At 66.5% G+C, this 19,802-nt stretch carries 14 protein-coding genes; 7 read left to right on the forward strand and 7 right to left on the reverse strand.

Annotation, left to right across the window (positions count from 1 at the left end; translation table 11 throughout):
• The 4 genes from AB4Y43_RS32930 to AB4Y43_RS32945 form a co-directional block, all read left to right on the forward strand.
• Positions 1 to 1,846, forward strand: a 1,846-nt coding sequence (locus AB4Y43_RS32930) for an ATP-binding cassette domain-containing protein (protein WP_368729682.1), incomplete at its 5' end; no start/stop codon positions are given.
• Positions 1,847 to 2,142: 296 nt separating this feature from the next.
• A complete protein-coding gene (locus AB4Y43_RS32935) occupies positions 2,143 to 4,134 on the forward strand; it encodes a DNA topoisomerase IV subunit B (RefSeq protein ID WP_368729699.1) in 1,992 nt (663 codons plus the stop codon).
• Between the two features lie 38 nt (positions 4,135 to 4,172).
• Positions 4,173 to 6,488 carry a DNA topoisomerase IV subunit A gene (gene parC, locus AB4Y43_RS32940; protein WP_368729683.1) on the forward strand — a complete coding sequence of 772 codons (2,316 nt, stop codon included), beginning with the start codon at positions 4,173 to 4,175 and terminating at the stop codon, positions 6,486 to 6,488.
• A gap of 229 nt (positions 6,489 to 6,717) precedes the next feature.
• Positions 6,718 to 7,176: a CopD family protein gene (locus AB4Y43_RS32945; protein WP_069265385.1), complete on the forward strand. Its 459-nt coding sequence runs from the start codon at positions 6,718 to 6,720 to the stop codon at positions 7,174 to 7,176.
• A 39-nt stretch (positions 7,177 to 7,215) separates the two neighbouring features.
• Here the strand turns inward: AB4Y43_RS32945 and AB4Y43_RS32950 are convergent, their stop codons facing one another.
• Positions 7,216 to 8,166, reverse strand: a complete 951-nt coding sequence (locus AB4Y43_RS32950; RefSeq protein WP_368729684.1) for a LysR family transcriptional regulator — start codon at positions 8,164 to 8,166, stop codon at positions 7,216 to 7,218.
• A gap of 151 nt (positions 8,167 to 8,317) precedes the next feature.
• Here AB4Y43_RS32950 and AB4Y43_RS32955 point away from each other — a divergent pair, with 151 nt between their 5' ends.
• The 3 genes from AB4Y43_RS32955 to AB4Y43_RS32965 are packed head-to-tail and all read left to right on the forward strand — an operon-like array spanning position 8,318 to position 11,999.
• A complete protein-coding gene (locus AB4Y43_RS32955) occupies positions 8,318 to 9,637 on the forward strand; it encodes an MFS transporter (RefSeq protein WP_368729685.1) in 1,320 nt (439 codons plus the stop codon).
• A gap of 44 nt (positions 9,638 to 9,681) precedes the next feature.
• On the forward strand, positions 9,682 to 10,953 hold the full coding sequence (locus AB4Y43_RS32960) for a Zn-dependent hydrolase (RefSeq protein ID WP_368729686.1): 1,272 nt from the start codon (positions 9,682 to 9,684) through the stop codon (positions 10,951 to 10,953).
• A gap of 23 nt (positions 10,954 to 10,976) precedes the next feature.
• A complete protein-coding gene (locus tag AB4Y43_RS32965; RefSeq protein WP_342947908.1) occupies positions 10,977 to 11,999 on the forward strand; it encodes a histone deacetylase family protein in 1,023 nt (340 codons plus the stop codon).
• Positions 12,000 to 12,019: 20 nt separating this feature from the next.
• Here the strand turns inward: AB4Y43_RS32965 and AB4Y43_RS32970 are convergent, their stop codons facing one another.
• From AB4Y43_RS32970 to AB4Y43_RS32995, 6 genes are all read right to left on the reverse strand, one after another.
• Positions 12,020 to 13,225, reverse strand: coding sequence for a chromate transporter (locus tag AB4Y43_RS32970; protein WP_069265380.1), 1,206 nt, complete (start codon positions 13,223 to 13,225; stop codon positions 12,020 to 12,022).
• Between the two features lie 109 nt (positions 13,226 to 13,334).
• Positions 13,335 to 15,710 (reverse strand): EAL domain-containing protein, encoded by a 2,376-nt coding sequence (locus AB4Y43_RS32975; protein ID WP_069265379.1) that lies wholly within the window; start codon positions 15,708 to 15,710, stop codon positions 13,335 to 13,337.
• A gap of 319 nt (positions 15,711 to 16,029) precedes the next feature.
• Entirely contained in the window at positions 16,030 to 16,908 is an 879-nt protein-coding gene (locus tag AB4Y43_RS32980) for a PhzF family phenazine biosynthesis protein (RefSeq protein WP_368729687.1), read from the reverse strand.
• 134 nt (positions 16,909 to 17,042) lie between these two features.
• Positions 17,043 to 17,507 (reverse strand): RidA family protein, encoded by a 465-nt coding sequence (locus AB4Y43_RS32985; RefSeq protein WP_368606579.1) that lies wholly within the window; start codon positions 17,505 to 17,507, stop codon positions 17,043 to 17,045.
• A 72-nt stretch (positions 17,508 to 17,579) separates the two neighbouring features.
• Positions 17,580 to 18,779, reverse strand: a complete 1,200-nt coding sequence (locus tag AB4Y43_RS32990) for a PLP-dependent aminotransferase family protein (RefSeq protein ID WP_069265376.1) — start codon at positions 18,777 to 18,779, stop codon at positions 17,580 to 17,582.
• Between the two features lie 108 nt (positions 18,780 to 18,887).
• A complete protein-coding gene (locus tag AB4Y43_RS32995; protein WP_342947911.1) occupies positions 18,888 to 19,793 on the reverse strand; it encodes a DMT family transporter in 906 nt (301 codons plus the stop codon).
• Between the last annotated feature and the right edge of the window lie 9 nt (positions 19,794 to 19,802).

Here is a 19,802-nt window from a genome sequence, read left to right on the forward strand (position 1 = left end):
CGGCGAGCGCGTCGGGCTGATCGGCCGCAACGGCGCGGGCAAGTCGTCGCTGCTCACGATCGTCGCCGATCTCGCCAGGCCCGACGACGGCCTCGTCACGCGCCAGCAGGCGCTTTCGACCGTCTACGTGCCGCAGGAGCCCGACTTCGACGCCGACGCCACGGTCTTCGACACCGTCGCCTCGGGCCTCGCCGACGTGCGCGCGCTGCTCGACGAATACGACACGGTCGCGCACAAGCTCGCGGACACGCCCGAAGGCGCCGAACACGACGCACTGCTCGCGCGCATGAACACGCTGCAATCGTCGCTCGATCATGCCGACGCCTGGAGCTGGCGCACGCGCGTTGCCACGACGCTCGCGCAGATCGGCCTCGAAGGCGAAGCCCGCGTGGGCGCGCTCTCGGGCGGCATGCAAAAGCGCGTGGCGCTCGCCCGCGCGCTCGTTGTGCAGCCCGATATCCTGCTGCTCGACGAACCGACCAACCACCTCGACTTCGACGGCATCCGCTGGCTCGAGGAACTGCTCGTGGCACAGCGTTCGAGCCTGCTCTTCATCACCCACGACCGCGCGTTTCTCGACCGCGTGGCCACGCGCATCGTCGAACTCGATCGCGGCAAGCTGCTTTCGTACCCGGGCAACTTCTCGCAGTACCAGGAGCGCAAGGCGCAGCAGCTCGAAGTCGAGCGCGTGGAGAACGAGAAGTTCGACAAGCTGCTCGCGCAGGAAGAAGTGTGGATCCGCAAGGGCGTGGAAGCGCGGCGCACGCGCAGCGTGGGACGTATCGCGCGCCTCGTGCAGATGCGCAGCGAGCACGCCGAGCGCCGCAATGTGCAGGGCAACGTGAAGCTCGACGTCGCGCAGGGCGAGAAGTCCGGCAAGATCGTCGCCGAACTCACGGACGTGACCAAGCGCTATGGCGGCCGCACGATCGTCGATAACTTCTCGTCGACGGTCATGCGCGGCGACAAGATCGGCTTCGTCGGTCCGAACGGCGCCGGCAAGACCACGCTGCTGAAGCTGATTCTCGGCGAGTTGAAGCCCGATGAAGGCACTGTGCGCGTAGGCACGAACCTGCAGGTCGCGTACTTCGACCAGATGCGCGCGCAGCTCGACATGGAAAAGAGCCTCGCCGATACAATCAGCCCCGGCAGCGACTGGGTCGAGATCAACGGCGCGAAGAAGCACGTCATGAGCTATCTCGGCGACTTCCTGTTCGCGCCCGAACGTGCGCGCTCGCCCGTGAAGTCGCTTTCGGGCGGCGAGCGTAACCGTCTGCTGCTCGCGCGTTTGTTCGCGCGGCCCGCGAACGTGCTGGTGCTCGACGAACCGACCAACGACCTCGACATCCCGACGCTCGAACTGCTCGAAGAGTTGCTCACCGACTACGACGGCACCGTGCTGCTCGTTTCGCACGATCGCGCGTTCCTCGACAACGTGGTGACTTCGGTGATCGCGTCCGAGGGCGAGGGCAAGTGGCGCGAATACGTGGGCGGCTTCACCGACTGGCAAACGCAGAGCACGCGTGCGCAGGAGATTGCCGAGGCGCGCGCGCCGAAAGAAGCGGCTGCTGCGGCTGCCGCTCCCAAGGAGAGCGCGGCTGGCCGCAATGCGCAACGTACTGTGAAGCTTTCGTTCAAGGAGCAGCGCGAGCTCGAGGACCTGCCCAAGCGTATCGAGGCGTTGGAGACCGAACAGAAGACGATCGGCGCGAAGATCGAGGACGGGTCGATCTTTGCGAAGGACGCGGCCGAAGGCACGCGGCTCACCGAGCGCTACGCGGCGATCGACGAGGAATTGCTCGTTGCGCTGGAGCGGTGGGAGGAGCTGGAGAGCAAGCGCAAGTGATGCGAGACAAAGCGGCCTGATGAAGGCCGCTTTTTTTAAGGCGGGCGGCCCTTACTCATCCGTTCAGCCAGCCAACCCCCAAGCAAATTGCCGTGCGAGCCCAAATCAGTACAATACCTCGCGAATTCGAACAACTGCGCGAACCACTGCGCCGCCGCGAGCGCACCTGCCACCGCGGCGCGCAGCCGGTTCACCTCGTTGTTTCGTATCGGTTTTTTTGAACGCTCAACGCGTTTTCCCCGCAGATGTCCACAGGACCTGTGGACAAGCGCGCGGACAACCCCCTGTGGATCACCATGTCAACGAAGAAGTCCAACGCTGGAAACACTGGCTATAGCGAAGCGTCGATCAAGGTGCTCAAGGGCCTCGAGCCCGTCCGGCAGCGGCCGGGCATGTATACGCGCACCGAGAATCCGCTGCACATCATCCAGGAAGTCATCGACAACGCCTCGGACGAAGCGCTCGGCGGCTACGGCAAGCGCATCACCGTGACGCTGCACGCCGACCATTCCGTCTCCGTCGAGGACGACGGCCGCGGCATTCCGTTCGGCTTGCACCCCGAAGAGAAGGTGCCCGTCGTCGAAATCGTCTTCACGCGCCTGCACGCGGGCGGCAAGTTCGACAAGGCCGCCGGCGGCGCCTATACGTTCTCGGGCGGCCTGCACGGCGTGGGCGTCTCGGTCACCAATGCGCTGTCCACGCGCCTCGACGTGACCGTCTGGCGCGACGGCAAGGTCGCCGAAATCGGTTTCTCTGACGGCAACGTCACGAAGCAGCTCACCACGCGCAACGCCGCGCGCGACGAGAAGAAGAGCGGCACGCGCGTGACCGCTTGGGCCGATCCCAGGTATTTCGACTCGCCCAATCTGCCGCTCGGCGAACTTCAGCGCCTGCTGCGCTCGAAGGCCGTGCTGCTGCCGGGCGTCGAGGTCGAACTCGTCATCGAGAAGACCGGCGAGCGCCAGAGCTGGAAGTATGAAGACGGCCTGCGCGGCTATCTGCTCGAAGGCATGGGCGGCGCCGACCTGCTGATCCCGCTGTTCGAAGGCGAGCGCTACGCCGACGCGCGCACCACCGACGACACCTTCGCCGAAGGCGAGGGCGCCGCGTGGGTCGTGGCGTGGAGCGAGGAAGGCTCGCTCACGCGCGAGTCGTACGTGAACCTGATCCCGACGCCGGCGGGCGGCACGCACGAAAGCGGCCTGCGCGACGGTCTGTTCCAGGCCGTGAAGAGTTTCGTCGAATTGCACAATCTCCAGCCGAAAGGCGTGAAGCTGCTGCCCGAAGACGTCTTCGCGCGCGTCTCGTTCGTGCTCTCGGCCAAGGTGCTCGACCCGCAGTTCCAGGGGCAGATCAAGGAGCGCCTGAACAGCCGCGACGCCGTGAAGCTCGTGTCGTCTTTTTCGCGTCCGGCTCTGGAGCTGTGGCTCAACCAGCACGTCGAGCACGGCAAGAAGCTCGCCGATCTCGTCATCAAGCAGGCGCAGGCGCGCACGCGCGCGGGTCAGAAGGTCGAGAAGCGCAAGAGCTCGGGCGTGGCCGTGCTGCCCGGCAAGCTGACCGACTGCGAATCGACCGATATCGCGCGCAACGAACTCTTCCTCGTGGAGGGCGACTCGGCCGGCGGTTCCGCCAAGATGGGGCGCGACAAGGAGTACCAGGCCATCCTGCCGCTGCGTGGCAAGGTGCTCAACACGTGGGAGACCGAGCGCGACCGGCTCTTTGCGAACAACGAAGTGCACGATATTTCGGTGGCGATCGGTGTCGATCCGCACAGCCCCGACGAGACGGTCGATCTTTCGAATCTGCGCTACGGCAAGATCTGCATTCTCTCCGATGCCGACGTCGACGGCTCGCACATCCAGGTACTGCTGCTCACGCTCTTCTTCAAGCATTTCCCGCAGCTCATCGAGCGCGGTCACGTGTGCGTGGCGCGCCCGCCGCTGTTCCGTGTCGATGCGCCCGCGCGCGGCAAGAAGCCTGCACAGAAGCTCTATGCGCTCGACGAAGGCGAACTCGAAGCGATCCTCGACAAGCTGCGCAAGGACGGCGTGCGCGAAACGCAATGGACCATCAGCCGCTTCAAGGGCCTGGGCGAAATGAGCGCCGAACAGCTCTGGGACACGACGATGAACCCCGACACGCGGCGTCTCTCGCCCATCGCGCTCGGCGACCTCGACTACGAGTCCACGGTTGCGCGCATGACGATGCTCATGGGCAAGGGCGAAGCGGCCTCGCGCCGTTCGTGGCTCGAAGAGAAGGGCAACGAAGTCGAAGCGGATATCTAAGCGCACGCGCCCATACAAGATTACGGAACGATTGAAACATGGACGATCTCTTTGCTGAAGTGACGGACGCCCCGAACGGCGACACGCTCACGCTCGGCCACTACGCGGAACGCGCCTATCTCGACTACGCGGTGAGCGTGGTGAAGGGCCGCGCGTTGCCCGACGTCTGCGACGGCCAGAAGCCGGTGCAGCGGCGCATTCTTTTCGCGATGAACGAAATGGGCCTGGGCGACAACGCCAAGCCCGTGAAGTCCGCGCGCGTGGTGGGCGACGTGCTCGGCAAGTACCACCCGCACGGCGACCAGTCGGCCTACGACGCGCTCGTGCGCCTCGCCCAGGACTTCTCGATGCGCTATCCGCTCATCGACGGCCAGGGCAATTTCGGCTCGCGCGACGGCGACGGCGCGGCGGCCATGCGCTACACCGAAGCGCGCCTGACGCCCATCGCCAAGCTGCTGCTCGACGAAATCGACATGGGCACCGTCGATTTCATGCCGAACTACGACGGCTCGTTCCAGGAGCCGAAGACGCTGCCCGCGCGCCTGCCGATGCTGCTGCTCAACGGCGCGTCGGGGATTGCGGTGGGTCTCGCTACCGAAATCCCGTCGCATAACCTGCGCGAAGTCGCGTCGGCGGCGGTGGCGATGATTCGCAACCCGAAGCTTTCGCATGCGGAGATCATGGAAAAGCTGCCGGGGCCCGATTTCCCGGGCGGCGGCCAGATCATTTCGAGCGACGCGGAAATTGCGGCGGCATACGAGTCGGGCCGCGGCAGCCTCAAGGTGCGCGCGCGCTGGAAGATCGAGGACCTCGCGCGCGGCCAGTGGCAGCTCGTGGTGACCGAGCTGCCGCCGAACACCTCGGGCCAGAAGGTGCTCGAAGAGATCGAAGAACTCACGAACCCGAAGCTCAAGCTCGGCAAGAAGACGCTCACGCCCGAGCAGCTGCAGAGCAAGCAGACCATGCTCGGGCTGCTCGACGCCGTGCGCGACGAGTCGGGCAAGGACGCGCCCGTGCGCCTCGTGTTCGAGCCCAAGACGAGCCGCATCGACCAGGCCGAGTTCGTCAACTCGCTGCTCGCGAACACGAGCCTCGAATCGAACGCATCGCTCAATCTCGTGATGATCGGCGCCGATGGCCGTCCGCGCCAGAAGGGCATCAGCGAGATTCTGGGCGAGTGGATCGGCTTCCGTTTCGCGACGGTCACGCGCCGCACGCAGCACCGCCTGACGAAGGTCGACGACCGCATCCATATCCTCGAAGGGCGGATGATCGTCTTCCTCAATATCGACGAGGTGATTCGCATCATCCGCGAGTCGGACGAGCCCAAGAGCGCGCTGATGAGCGCGTTCGGGCTTTCCGAGCGCCAGGCCGAGGACATTCTTGAAATCCGTCTGCGTCAGTTGGCGCGGCTCGAGAAGATCAAGATCGAGAAGGAACTCGCGGAGCTGCGCGAAGAGAAGGCGAAGCTCGAAGAGCTGCTCGCGAACGATGCGTCGATGAAGCGGCTCATCGTGAAGGAAATCGAAGCCGACGCGAAGCAGTACGGCGACGATCGCCGCACGCTCATTCAGCAGGAAAAGCGGGCGAGCTTCGAAGCGCGCGTGGTCGACGAGCCGGTCACGGTCGTCGTCTCGCAGAAGGGCTGGGTGCGTGCGCTCAAGGGCCACGGGCTCGATACGCAAGGTTTCACCTTCAAGGCCGGCGACGGCCTCTATGCGGCGTTCCAGTGCCGCACGCCCGATACGCTGATCGCGTGGGGCAGCAATGGCCGCGTCTATTCGGTGTCGATTGCGAATCTGCCTGGCGGCCGCGGTGACGGGGTGCCGGTCACGTCGCTCATCGAACTCGAAGCGGGCACGCATCTGCTGCATTACTTTGCGGCGAACGCGGAACAGCAATTGCTGCTGGCGTCGAGCAACGGCTTCGGCTTCATCGCGAAGATCGGCGACATGGTGAGCCGCGTGAAGGCAGGCAAGGCGTTCATGACGATCGACGAGGGCTGCGTGCCGCTCGCGCCGATGCCGATGCTGCCCGACGCGCTGCAGGTGGCGTGTCTGTCGTCGAGCGGTCGTTTGCTGGTGTTCGGCCTCGACGAGATGAAGACGCTCGCGGGCGGCGGCCGTGGTGTCACGCTCATGCAGCTCGACGACAACGAGAAGCTCGTGCAGGCGCTCGCGATCAGCGCGGCGGGCGTCGTGCTCGTGGGCACGGGCCGCGGCGGCAAGGCGACCGAGGACCTGATGGCGGGCGCGGTGCTGGCTCCGCAGATCGGCAAGCGCGCACGCAAGGGCCGCGCGCCGGACTCGAAGCTCAAGGTCGTGACGGGCATGCGTCCGGTGTTGCCGCAGTAACTTAGCTGCTCTGCATGGGGCCGGAGCGCTCTGCGTGGGACCGGAGTAAGCGCTGAAGCGCTAACTCCGGATCGCAAAGTGCTAAAGCGCTAACTCCGGCCGACACATATCCGGCGCGAATCGTGGCGCGGCATGGAATAATGCCGCGCAAAGGCATGGGACGGGAGTGCGTTGCACTCACTCCCGTCGACATGCCGCCGATAATGACACGTTACGAGGGAAATCAAGCATGGGCCACGCGATCGCAGTCGCGCTCTTTCTGCATCTGCTGGGCGTCGCCGTCTGGGTGGGCGGCATGATCTTCGCGCATTTCTGTTTGCGCCCGGCGCTCGAAGACCTCTCGCCGCAGCTGCGTCTGCCGCTCATCGAATCGGTGTTCGGCCGCTTCTTCAACTGGGTGGGCGTCTCGGTCATCGTGATCCTGCTGACGGGCGGCTTCCTGCTCATGCAGTCCGGCGGCGAGCATGCCACCTGGCAACTGCACGCCATGGCGGGCCTGGGCGTATTGATGATGCTGATCTTCGGCCACATCCGCTTCGCCGTGTTCCCGCGCATTCGCCGCGCCGTGCAGGCGCAGAAGTGGCCCGACGGCGCGCGCGCAGTGGGCACCGTGCGTCGGCTCGTCGTCATCAATCTCGTGCTGGGTATCGTGACGATCGGCGTTGCCGTGCTCGCGCGCGGGTTCTAATCGTTTCTCCTGCAACGTTCGCGGTCTGCGCTTGACGCACTAGAGGCGCTCCGCGAGCGCATGACGCTGCATGCAGCGCTCCATCGCGTCGAAGAACGCTTCTTCGGCCGCATTGCGCTTGCGTTCGCGATGCCACAGCAAGTGGATATCGACGTCCACGAGCCCTTCCTCCGGCGGCAGCCGCCACAGGCGCTGCCGCGCCAGATCGTCCCGCACCGTATGCTCGGGCAGGCAGCCAATGCCGTAGCCCGCAAAGATCAGCCGCCGCACCTCGTCCAGACTCGGTGACGACGCCACGATCCGCCCCGTGAAGCCGCGCTGGTCGCGAAACACGGTGAGCGGCGACAGGCTGTCGCCAATCTGGTCGCTCGTAAAGGAGACAAAGTTTTCCGCGAGCAGGTCGTCCATCGTCAACTGGGAAAGCCCGAAGAGCCGGTGATGCCGGCCGCAGAACATCGCGTAGCGCTGGCGCAGGAAGCAGCGCATGTCCAGCTTGTCGATGGGCGTGCGGCACAGGCTCAGGCCCGCGGTCGCTGTTTTCTGCAGCAGCGACGAGATGATGTCCGACGAGCGCATCACTTCGATCTGCAAGTCGATGCGCGGGTAGGCCGTGTGGAATTCCGCGAGAAATTCGTCGTACACGCGCGACTCGATGCGGCTCACCGTGAGCAGGCGGATCGAGCCGGTGATGTCGGCGGTGCGCTCGTCTAGCCCGGTTTCGAGCTGGGAAATCGTGCCGTAGATGTCGCTTGCAATGCGATAGACCTCCTCGCCCGCCTCGGTCGGCACGAACTGCGCGCCGCGGCGCTCGATGAGCTTGCGGCCGAGCGCGTCTTCGAGGCGCTTGAGCGCCTGGCTCACGGCCGGCTGCGTGACAAAGAGCCGGGCGGCGGCGCGGCTCAGGCTGCGTTCCTGCATGATCGCGAGGTAGGTGCGCAGCAGGTTCCAGTCGAGACGGTCGTTGAGAAAGCGGGTGGTATCGGCGCGCATGGGCGGTCTCCCGGCGCAAGGGTGCGCCAAGGGTATTAGTTAAATTTATGTGCAGAATAATAACGCGAAATTTGACTAATGATTTGTGGCTGGCGATAAAGCGTGCATGCAACACAAACCCATCCCAAACGCGCCTGAAGGAGACCGACGCATGGCCAGCCCACAACCCAGCACCCGGCAACCGGTGCGCGCCGCCGCCGCGGCGTTCATCGGCACGATGATCGAGTGGTACGACTTCTACATCTACGCCACGGCCGCCGCGCTCGTGTTCGGCGAGCTGTATTTCCCTTCTGAAGACCGCTTCGTGAGCACGATGGCGTCGTTCGCGACTTTCGCCGTCGGGTTCTTCGCTCGTCCGCTCGGCGGCCTGATCTTCGGCCACCTCGGCGACCGCATCGGCCGCAAGAAAGCGCTCATGACCACGCTGATGATGATGGGCGTCGCGACCGTCTGCGTCGGCCTGCTGCCGTCGTACGCGAGCGTCGGGATGCTCGCGCCGGTGCTGCTCGTGCTGCTGCGCGTGGTGCAGGGCATCGCCGTGGGCGGCGAGTGGGGCGGTGCGGTGCTGATGGCGGGCGAGCACGCGCCCGAAGGCCGCCGCACGTTCTTCGCTTCGTTCGCGCAGCTGGGTTCGCCGGCCGGCCTGATTCTTTCGCTGCTCGCGTTCCGCTCGGTCACGTCGCTCGACAAGGCCGACTTTCTCTCGTGGGGCTGGCGTCTGCCGTTCCTCGTTTCGGCGGTGCTGCTCGTGGTCGGCATCATGATCCGGCTCGGCGTGAACGAGTCGCCCGAATTCGAGAAGCTCAAGGACCAGCGCCGCACGCTCAAGCTGCCCGTCGCCGAAGTGTTCCGCTCGGCGTGGGGCCTCGTGCTGCTGTGCATCGGCGCCAACACCATCGGCATTGCGGGCGTGTACTTCACCAACACGTTCATGATCGCCTACACCACGCAATACGTCGGCATCACGCGCTCGCTGATTCTCGACTGCCTGTTCGCGGTCGCGATCATCCAGTTCCTCGTGCAGCCGCTCGCCGCGTGGCTCGCCGAACGCATGGGCGGCGCGCGCTTCCTCAAGTGCGCGGCGCTCGCCGCGATGCTCTCGCCGTATCCGATGTTCGTGCTCGTGCAAAGCGGCAAGGTCGTGCCGATGGTGATCGGCATTTCGATCGCCGTGGTCTGCATGGCGAGCTTCTATTCGGTGATCGCCGGCTTCGTCTCCGGCGTGTTCCCCACGCGCGTGCGCTACTCCGCGATTTCGCTCTCTTACCAGGTATGCGGCGCGATCGCGGGCGGCCTCACGCCGCTGGTCGGCACGTGGCTCGCGCATCGCCATGCGGGGCAGTGGTGGCCGCTCGCGGTGTTCTATACGTGCCTCGCGGGCGTCTCGCTGTTGTGCATCGTCGCGCTCGACGCGCGCCGTCACCAGCATGCGTTAGACGAGGCGGGAGCCGAGGCGTTGAGCGCACGATGACGTTGTTCAGCTGTTTGAATAGTTCGACTGAAATGGATGGACCGATGAAAGACCTTTTGCAGATCGACGGCCCGCGCCTGTGGGCGAGCCTCATGGAGATGGCGCGTGTTGGCGCGACGGCGGGCGGCGGCGTGCGCCGCCTCGCGCTCACCGAAGAAGACCGGCGCGGGCGCGAGTTGTTCGCGCGCTGGTGCCGCGAGGCGGGCATGACGGTGTGGACCGACGAAGTGGGGAACCTGTTCGCGCGCCGCGAAGGCGACGATGCGCAGGCTGCGCCGGTGCTGATGGGCAGCCACCTCGACACGCAGCCCGAAGGCGGCCGCTTCGACGGCGTATACGGCGTGCTCGCCGCTCTCGAAGTCGTGCGCGCGCTCAACGACGCGGGCGCACGCACCGTGAAGCCCATCGAGATCTGCTCGTGGACCAACGAAGAGGGCGCGCGCTTCACGCCGGCGATGCTGGGCTCGGCGGTGTTCGCGGGCGCGATGACGCTGGCGGAGGCACTCTCGCGCACGGACGCCGACGGCGTGACGCTCGGCGCCGCGCTCGACGCATGCGGTGCGCGCGGCACGCGTGCCGTGCAAGGCGTGGCCGTCGACGCCTACTTCGAAGCTCATATCGAACAGGGCCCGATTCTGGAGGCGAACGAGACGACCATCGGCGTCGTGACGGGCGGCCAGGCGATTCGCTGGTTCGACGTGAACGTGACGGGCGTGGCCGCGCACGCGGGCACGACGCCGATGCGCTATCGCAAGGACGCATGGTTCGGCGCGGCGCAGATGTCGCTCGACATCGAACGCACGATGGCGCGTTACGCACCGCTCGGTCTCGTGACGATCGGCCAGGCGCAGATCGTGAACTCGTCGCGCAACACGATCGCGGCGAACCTGACGTTCACGGTCGATCTGCGCCATCCCGACGATGCGCAGCTCGACGCGATGGAGCGCGACTTGCGCGCGTTATGCGCGGACGTGGCCGCACAGCGCGGCCTCGGCGTGCAGATCGCGCACTGCTGGACTAGCCCCGCGACGCCGTTCGACGCGGAGTGTGTCGCGCTGGTCGCGCAGGCAACGGCGCGCTTTGGCTATCCACACGAGCGTATCGTGAGCGGTGCGGGCCACGACGCGATCCACCTCGCGCGCTACTGCCCGACCGCGATGGTGTTCATTCCCTGCGTGGCCGGTCTGTCGCACAACGAAGCCGAGGACGCTCTGCCGGAAGACATCACGGCCGGCGCGAACGTGCTGCTCAACGCCGTCGCGGCGCGCGCGGGCGTGCGCCTGGCCGTTGAAGTGGAAAACCCGGCCGACGCGTAAAAGAAATAGAAGGAGAACTGAGCATGAAAACCTGGTTTCACCCCGATCAGCTGCTGCACCATCCGCGCGCCTATTTCTCGCGCGGCCAGTTGCGTGCGCCGCAGGAAGTGCCACAGCGTGCCGAGCATCTCGTTGCCGCGGCGCGCTCGCTCGGCTTCGACGTGCAGGCGCCCGCCGATTTCGGCACCGCGCCCATCGCCGCCGTGCACGACATGAACTATCTGCGCTTTCTCGAAGAAGCGCACACTGAATGGAAGCGCGTGCCCGAGGATTGGGGCGAAGAGGTGATGTCGAACATCTACGTGCGCGAGCCGAATCCGCTGCGCGGCGTGCTCGCGCAGGCGGCGCGCTATCTCGCGGACGGCAGTTGCCCCATCGGTGCGAACACCTGGCGCGCGGCCTACTGGTCGGCGCAAAGCGCGCTGGCGGCGGCCGCATGCGTGAACGAAGGCGCGCGCGAGTCGTACGCGCTCTCGCGTCCGCCGGGTCATCATGCCCGCGCGGACGCGGCGGGCGGCTTCTGCTATCTGAACAACGCGGCCATCGCGGCGCAGTCGCTGCGCAGCCGCTTCGAGCGAGTGGCGATCCTCGACACCGACATGCACCACGGCCAGGGCGTCCAGGAGATCTTCTACGGTCGCAGCGATGTGCTCTACATCTCGATTCACGGCGATCCGACCAACTTCTATCCCGTGGTCGCGGGCTACGAGGAAGAGCGCGGCAACGGTGCTGGCGAGGGCTACAACGTCAATCTGCCGATGCCGCATGGCGCGTCCGAAGCCGACTTCTTCGAGCGCGTGAAGGCGGCGCTGCGGGTGCTCAGGCGCTTCGAGCCGGACGCGCTCGTGCTGGCGCTCGGCTTCGACATCTACAAGGACGATCCGCAGTCGAAAGTCGCAGTGACCACCGAGGGTTTCGGCCGGCTCGGCGCGGAGATCGGCGCGCTCGGCCTGCCTTCGGTGATCGTGCAGGAAGGCGGCTATCACCTCGAAAGCCTCGAAGACAACGCACGCGCATTCTTCGGCGGTTTTGCGGCAGCGCGCTGATCAGTGCGTGAACGCGCGCTTCAGGCCAGCAGCAGCCTCGCCCCGCACGCGAGTCCTACCGTCGCGTAGACCGCGTAAGCGGGGAGCTTGAGCTTGCCGAAGCACATCGCCGAGAAGACGGCCGTCAGCAGATACGACAGATGCAGCGGCACGTGCCGCGCGATATGCCAGACGGCGATAACGAGGAACGCGGTGGTCGCGGCGCGCAGCACGCGCATGGCGTGCTCGAAGCGCGGGTTCGCCTTCATGCGGTGCAGGTGCCGCCGCGCGAGCACGACGAGGCAGCCCGACGGCACGAACAGCGCGAGCGTGGCGACGAGCGCGCCGACCCAGCCATCGACGAGATAGCCGAAGAACGGCACCACGTTCAGGAGCGGCCCCGGCGAAAGCGGCGAGAGCGTGAACGCCAGCGTGAAGTCGTCGTTGGTGATGCCGACCGCGGGCGTGACGAACAGCGTTTTCAACACGGGCAGCGCCGAAAAGCCGCCGCCGAACAGCGTCATGCCCGCGCCCGCGAGACGCGGCCAGAGCAGCGCCGAATCGAGCGGATGCGGCAGCGGCAGCGCGAACACGACGATCAGCGCGGCCAGCGCGGCGAGCAATTGCCCATCGCGCCGTGTCACGCGTAATTCGAGCCGCTGCGAAGGCACGGGGCTTGCGAGCCAGCCCGCGGCAAACGCGACGAGCAGAATCGCGACGTAGGCCGCGCCGCTCGCCGCGAGCGCGAGGGCCGCACAGGCAGCGATCGCCACGCCCCATTCGAGCGGACCGCGCACGAGCGCACGCGTCTGCCTGTACCAGGTCACGCCGATCAGCATGGCGAGCACCACGCTGAAATGGTCGAGCAGCGTGCGCGAGGCGACCGCATGCACGAGCGGCGTGCGGTAGAAAATGGCGAACAGCGTCATCAGCGCGAAGAAAGGCAGCACGCTCGCCACGCCCGCGACCCACGCGCCCGCGCGTCCGCGCAGCGCATGGCCGAGTTGCACCGCGACGTTGCAGCCTACCGGCCCCGGCACCATCCAGGCGAGTGCTACCAGATCCGAGAATGCGGTTTGCGTGAGACGCGCTTCGCGCTCCACGTAGTGCTGCTCGAGTTGCGCCATGAGCGCGAGGCCGCCCCATGAGACCGCGGACACGGTCAGCACGACGCGAAAGAGCGTCAGGAGCGGTTCGTGATGGTCGCGGATTGGCGCCGCGATCGCTTCGTCGGTGCGGGTTTGCATGGCTGCATCGTGCGGGCGAAGGTCCGTGCGGATCTGTGCGCGAAGGCACGCGGTTCGCGCAACTCACTGGAAGGCGTGGACAATGCGCAATCTGCGCGCCGGCCTCGCGTCAGCGCGATTGCGGCGCGTCGCTCAGGCGCTCGTTGCGGCGATCTTCGCGTGCGGCTTGCGTGCCCGCCGGCTGCGTCGCGCTACAGACGCCGAAGCGCTCGATCAGCGCGGCCACGCCTTCCACGGGCACGGGGCGCGAGAACAGGAAGCCCTGCGCCTCGATCGGGCCGAGCGCGGAGAGCCACGCGATCTGCTCTTCGGTTTCGGTGCCCTCGACGACTACCGTGAGCCCGAGCGAGCGCGCGAGATTGACGATCGCCGAGACCATCACGCACACGCTGCGGTCGGCGGGGATGGCCTGCACGAACGAGCGGTCGACCTTGAGCGTGTCGACGGCGAAGCGGTTCAGGTAGGACAGCGACGAATAGCCGGTGCCGAAGTCGTCGAGCGCGACGCGCACGCCAAGGCGCTTCAGCGCGAAGATCTTTTCCGAAACGAGCTCCGGGTACTCCATCATCGCGGTTTCGGTGATCTCGAGTTCGAGCCGGTGCGCGGCAATGCCGGTTTCCTCGATGGCGCGCGCTACGGTCTCGTACAGGTCGCCGCGCCAGAACTGCACCGCCGAGATGTTGATGGCGAGCGTGAGCGACTCGTAGCCCTGCTGCTGCCACTGCGCGAGTTGCGCGCACGCGGTACGGATCACGAAGTCGCCTACGGGCACGATGAGGCCCGTGGATTCGGCCACAGGAATGAATTCGCCCGCAGGAATGAGTCCGTATTGCGGATGGTTCCAGCGCACGAGCGCCTCGAAGCCCGTGATGCAGCGCCGGCGCAGATCGATCTTCGGCTGGTAGGCGAGAAAGAGCTGGTCCTCGGCGAGCGCGACGCGCAGCTGCTGCTCCCACTTCATCAGGTGGTCGGCGCGGTGGGCGAGTTGCGGCGAGTAGAAGCGAAAGCAGTTGCGTCCGGCCTCCTTGGCGGCGTACATCGCGAGGTCGGCTTTCTTGAGCAGATCGATTTCGCTTTCGTGCGCTACCGCGAAGAGCGCGATGCCCGTGCTCGCGTGCAGCACGAAGGCGCTGCCGCGCACGTCGAACGGATGCGTGAACGCGGCGTTGGTGGCTTCGGCGAGCGCGATGGCGCGTTTTTCGATGTCGTCGCCCTTCACGATCACCACGAACTCGTCGCCGCCGATGCGCGCAAGCGTGCCCGCGCCGCCCACGGCGTCGGCGAGGCGCGCGGCGCTCATCTGCAGCACGATGTCGCCGGCGTTGTGGCCCAGCGTGTCGTTGACCGTCTTGAAATTGTCGAGGTCGATGAAGAGGATGGCGAGCCGCCCGAGGTTGCCCGGCTGCGAGACCTCATGGCGCAAACGCTGCAGCGTGGCGTAGCGGTTGGGCAGGCCCGTGAGGAGGTCGTACTGCACGAGTTGCGACATCTCGCGCTCGCGCCCGAGCAGCTTGCCGATCAGTCCCGTGGCCACGGCGAAGAACGAGAGCATGGCGAGCGAGATGAACGTCGCCATCATCAGGTAGACGTCGCGCGTGTGGTTGTAGTCGGCGAATTCCTCGGCCTGCGAGAGACCGACCAGCACGGCGAGCGGATAGCCATCGATATGGCGGTACGAGACGATGCGCGTCACGTGATCGATCGGGTCGACGTAGGTGCCCGACACATGCTCGGAAATGGGATACACGCCGCTCGCGGAGAACGTGCCGTTCGCGCGCTCGGCGCTGCCCGTGCGGCGCGCGAGCACGGCGCCGCTGTCCGAGATCACGGCGATCACGCCGTCGCGGCCGATCGCGGCGTTGTTGTAGAAGTCGCTCGTGAAGTAGCTCGGGTCCTCAGAAACCACGACCACGCCCGCGAACGAGCCGTCCGGGTGATTGAGGCGGCGCGTCATCTGCAGGGTCCAGTGGCCCGACACGCGGCCGAGCACCGGCTTGCTGATATAGAGCTGGTCGTCGTTCTCGTGCTCGTGCACCTTGAAGTGCTCGCGGTCCGAGAGGTCGATGGGCTTGGGATTCGGATCGGCCGTGTTGGCGACGAGCGTGCCGTGCTCGTCGATGATCGACACCTGCACGAGCGAGTCGCTCTGCACCACACCCTTTTCGACTGTGCTGCCGAGATCGAAGCGGCCCGGCGACTTTTCGAACTCGTACTTCACGAAGCGCGTGATCTGGTCGACCTGGTGGATCGCCTTGACGGTGTGCTGTTCGAGCGCCGCCGAGAGAATCGCGGCCGAGGCCGTGGCCTCGCGCATGGTCGCTTCCTTCTCGACGGATAGACGCGTGAAGATGACCGCCCATAGCAGCACGAGCACCAGCACGCCGAGCAGCGGAATGGCGAGCAGTGCGCGCGGACGCGTGTATGCCGGGCCGGGCGCGTTGCGCAGGCTCGAATCGCGCGAGAACGGACCCCGCGTGGCGCTCATCGCGGCCGCCGTAGGCGCGGGAACTCACACCGCGGATGCGGCGGCCGGAACGGCAAGGATGCGCTCGGTTGAGTCGGCGGCATGAAGGACGGATGGCTGGGGGAATACGTGCATTGCGCGCGCGCAATGCACGCCGGACGCGTCGTGCGTCCGATGTTTCGATATTACTGGTTGGGGAATGATTAAGGAAGCTGTGGTCCCTCGGGTATACGCGAGGGTCGCCTCAACTCGCGTGCGATGCTGATGTGCGGTGCATAGCTGCGAGGCGGTGCATCGTGGTCGATGCACCTTGCATGAATCGGGGTGCCGCTGCGGGCGCTTAGCCGAGCCGGCAGGTCCCGTCGACGACGGTCACCGAGTGGCCGCCAATCCAGATCTTTTTCGCCGCATCGTCATAGTCGACGCGCACGCGCCCGTCGCGCCCGAGCGCCGTGCCCTGGTGCACCGTATAGCGTGCGCCCGGACGCCGGTTCTGCTGTTCGAGCAGCATGGCGATGGCGGCGTTCGCGCTGCCGGTGACAGGGTCTTCGCCCTTGCCGAGCCCGGTCATGAGGCAGCGCACTTCGAAGGTTGCGGGACCATCGGCCTCGTGCGGGCCGTAGGCGGCCACGCCATGTGCACCCACGCTCGCGGCAACGGCTTCGATCGCTTCGTAGTCGACGTCGAGCGCGAGCACCGCTTGCGCCGACGCGAGGCGCACGACGAGCCAGGGCGCGCCGTTGTCGACGCCGCAGGGCGCGGCCGAGAAGTCGACGGCGTTCGAGCGCAGCGCCGCGCGCAATGCGTCGAACTGCGCGGCGGCGAGCGGCGTCACGCGCGCGGGCGGCGCGGCGAAGGCCCATGCGCCGTTCTCCGCGGCGGCCAGGTCGATGAGACCGGCGCCGCATTCCTGCACGAGGCGCCCGGGCGTCTTCGGCGGGCGGCCGCTTTCGAGAAACGCATGCGCCGTGCCGAGCGTCGGATGGCCTGCGAAGGGCAGTTCGCCCTTGGTCGTGAAGATGCGCACGCGGTAGTCGGCGCGCGCGTCGGTGGGGGCGAGCAGGAAGCTGGTTTCCGAGAGATTGGTCCAGCGCGCGATGGCCTGCATCTCGTCGCCGCTCAAACCGTCGGCGTCGAACACCACGGCGAGCGGGTTGCCCTTGAAGGGTACCGACGTGAAGACGTCGACCTGTTTGAAGCGGACGCTGGGCTGGGTCATGGCGGGACGATCATGGAAGGGGGAGAGCGGCGCAAGAGGCGCGCCAGGTTGCGCGAACGCACAACAGAAAATGCAGTAACGTGCGCGGACCCCGATGCAGGTCCGCGCGCACTGGCAAAGGTCGCTAGTGTTGTTTACTCGACTTCGGCGATCAGCTCGATCTCGACGCATGCGCCAAGCGGAATCTGCGCGACGCCGAAGGCCGAGCGCGCGTGCTTGCCCTTTTCGCCGAACACATCGGCGATCAGCTCCGAAGCGCCGTTCGTGACGACGTGCTGTTCCGTGAAGGTGAGCGTCGAGTTCACGAGGCTCATGAGCTTGACCACGCGCTTGACCTTGTTGAGGTCGCCCGTGTGGGCGTGCAGCGTGGCGAGCAGGTCGATCGCGATCGAGCGCGCGGCGGCCTTGCCTTCCTCGGTCGTGAGCGACTCGCCGAGCTTGCCGGCCCACACCGTGCCGTCCTTCTTCGCGATGTGACCCGACAGGTAAACCGTGTTGCCGCTCTGGGCGCTCATCACGTAGGCCGCGGCGGGCGCGCCTGCCTGGGGCAGGGTGATGCCGAGCTGTTCGAGACGGTCGTAGATGTTGATGTCAGCCATGATCAGGATTCCTCGTTCGGGTGTTGAGTCGGAAAGAGCCTGGCGCTGCGCCAGGCCTTCGCCGGGCTTGCGTCAGGCGTGCGCGCGGATCAGGGCCGCGAGCTTCGCGACGCCTTCTTCGATCTTCGCGGGCGGCACCGTGACGAACGACAGGCGCAGCTTGTTGTGTTGCGGCTCGTCGGCGAAGAACGGCGCGCCGGGCACGAAGGCCACGTTCTGCGCGACGGCTTCGGCCAGCAGCTTCATGCTGTCGATGTTCGAGGGCAGCGTCACCCAGATGAACATGCCGCCTTCGGGGCGGTTCCAGCTCACGCCTTCGGGCATGTTGCGCTTGAGCGAGTCGAGCATCGCTTCGCACTGGTCGCGATAGAGCGCGCGCACCTTCGGGATGTGCGTGTCGAGGAAGCCGTCCTTCACCACCTCGTAGACGATGCGCTGCGTGAAGCTCGGCGTGTGCAGATCGGTGGCCTGCTTGGCCTGCACCAGTTTGAAGTGCAGGTCTTCGGGCGCAATGATGTAGCCCACGCGCAGGCCCGGGGCCAGGATCTTCGAGAACGAACCCAGATGCACGACATGCTCGGGCGCGAGCGAATGCACCGTCGGCAGTGGCTCGCCCGCGTAGAGGAGCGCGCCGTAGGGGTCGTCTTCGATCACGGGGAACGGCGAGTGCTTCGCGAATTCCGCGAGCGCCTGGCGGCGCTCGAGCGGCAGGCGGCGGCCCGTGGGGTTCTGGAAGTTCGGGATCGCGTAGAGCAGGCGCGCGCCGGCCGTGAGTTCGGGCGTCAGGCCTTCGGGCACGAGGCCCTTTTCGTCGGTCGGGACCTGGACGTACTTCGGCTCGTAAAGCGAGAACGACTGCAGCGCGCCGAGGTAGGTGGGCGTTTCCACGAGCACGGGGCTATTGGGGCAGACCAGCACCTTGCCGATCAGGTCGAGCGCCTGCTGCGAACCCGTGGTGATGAGCACCTGCGAGGGACGCACCGTCACGCCGCCCACCGAGTGGCGCGCGGCAATCCATTCGCGCAGCGGCATATAGCCTTCAGTCGCGCTGTACTGGAGGGCGCCCGAGGGGTCGTCGCGCAGGATGCGGTCGGCGGCGGCGCGCATTTCCTCGGCCGGGAAGCTGGCCGGCGCGGGCAGGCCGCCCGCGAACGAAATGACTTCGGGACGCTCGGTGACCTTCAGGATTTCGCGAATCGCCGAGCTGGTCAGCTTGATTGCACGCTCGGACAGTTGCCACGCGGGCGCGGCCTTGAGATCGCTCTGGTCCATGGGGTCTCCTTGTTGGGGTGAGGCGAGTGACTGTTCAGCGGCGGCATGGGGCGCGATCGCGCGCCGCCGGATGCCGCCGAAAACCTTGAATTATGACGTGAAACCGGCTCATGCGCGCGCGGGCGCCGGGGCCGTGCCGATCGCCGCGCGGCGACCGAGTACGACTGTGGCGATCACCGCGGCCGCGTAGAGCCACGCCGAGGGCGAGACCTGCTCGCCGAAAAAGAGCGCCGAGAACGCCATCGTGAAGAAAATCTGCAGCAGCTGCACCTGGCCCACGCGCGCCGTACCGCCCATGGCGAGCCCCGCGTACCACGCGAAAAAGCCGATGAACTGCGAAAACAGCGTGACGTAGCCGAAGGCGAGCCAGGTCTTGAGCGCGACGGGGCCCGGGTGCGCCACGTGATGCGCCCATGCGAGCCAGCCTACCGGCAGCACGAGGAACGGCGCCGAGAGCACGAGCGCCCAGCAGATCACCTGCCAGCCGCCCAGTTGGCGCGCGAGGCGCGCGCCTTCGGCGTAGCCGAGCGCACCGATGCCCACCGCGATGAGCATCCACGCGTCGCCCGCATGCAGCGAGCCGCCGCCCGCCTGGAGCGCGAACGCGACCACGAGCGCGCTGCCGATCAGCGCGCTGGCCCAGAACGCCTTCGAGGGCCGCTCGTGCGAGAGCCACGCCGCGTAGATCGCCACGGCGAGCGGCTGCAGGCCGTTGACGATGGCGCCGTGCGAGGCCGGCACGGTCTTCATCGCGAAGGCGGAAAACACCGGAAACGCGACGATCACGCCAAGCGACACCACGGCGAGGCTCTTGACCTGCGGCCAGGTGGGCCATGTCTCGCGACGGATGGCGAGCAGCAGCGCAGCGGGCACGGCGGCGGCGAGTGCGCGGCCGAGGCCGTTCAGAAGCGGGTGGAATTCGGCGACGACGATGCGCGTCATCGGCAGCGTAAGGCTAAAGATCATGACGCCGACGAGGCCGAGCAGCATGCCTTGGGTTTCGCGTGCTTTCATGCGGGACTT

The sequence above is a fragment of the Paraburkholderia sp. BR10872 genome, assembly GCF_040965835.1.
GTDB lineage: Bacteria > Pseudomonadota > Gammaproteobacteria > Burkholderiales > Burkholderiaceae > Paraburkholderia > Paraburkholderia nodosa_A.

Coding starts and splice junctions, on each gene's coding strand:
- AB4Y43_RS32935 (WP_368729699.1), top strand. CDS start 2,143: ATGTCAACGAAGAAGTCCAACGCTGGAAACACTGGCTATAGCGAAGCG.
- parC (WP_368729683.1), top strand. CDS start 4,173: ATGGACGATCTCTTTGCTGAAGTGACGGACGCCCCGAACGGCGACACG.
- AB4Y43_RS32945 (WP_069265385.1), top strand. CDS start 6,718: ATGGGCCACGCGATCGCAGTCGCGCTCTTTCTGCATCTGCTGGGCGTC.
- AB4Y43_RS32950 (WP_368729684.1), bottom strand. CDS start 8,166: ATGCGCGCCGATACCACCCGCTTTCTCAACGACCGTCTCGACTGGAAC.
- AB4Y43_RS32955 (WP_368729685.1), top strand. CDS start 8,318: ATGGCCAGCCCACAACCCAGCACCCGGCAACCGGTGCGCGCCGCCGCC.
- AB4Y43_RS32960 (WP_368729686.1), top strand. CDS start 9,682: ATGAAAGACCTTTTGCAGATCGACGGCCCGCGCCTGTGGGCGAGCCTC.
- AB4Y43_RS32965 (WP_342947908.1), top strand. CDS start 10,977: ATGAAAACCTGGTTTCACCCCGATCAGCTGCTGCACCATCCGCGCGCC.
- AB4Y43_RS32970 (WP_069265380.1), bottom strand. CDS start 13,225: ATGCAAACCCGCACCGACGAAGCGATCGCGGCGCCAATCCGCGACCAT.
- AB4Y43_RS32975 (WP_069265379.1), bottom strand. CDS start 15,710: ATGAGCGCCACGCGGGGTCCGTTCTCGCGCGATTCGAGCCTGCGCAAC.
- AB4Y43_RS32980 (WP_368729687.1), bottom strand. CDS start 16,908: ATGACCCAGCCCAGCGTCCGCTTCAAACAGGTCGACGTCTTCACGTCG.
- AB4Y43_RS32985 (WP_368606579.1), bottom strand. CDS start 17,507: ATGGCTGACATCAACATCTACGACCGTCTCGAACAGCTCGGCATCACC.
- AB4Y43_RS32990 (WP_069265376.1), bottom strand. CDS start 18,779: ATGGACCAGAGCGATCTCAAGGCCGCGCCCGCGTGGCAACTGTCCGAG.
- AB4Y43_RS32995 (WP_342947911.1), bottom strand. CDS start 19,793: ATGAAAGCACGCGAAACCCAAGGCATGCTGCTCGGCCTCGTCGGCGTC.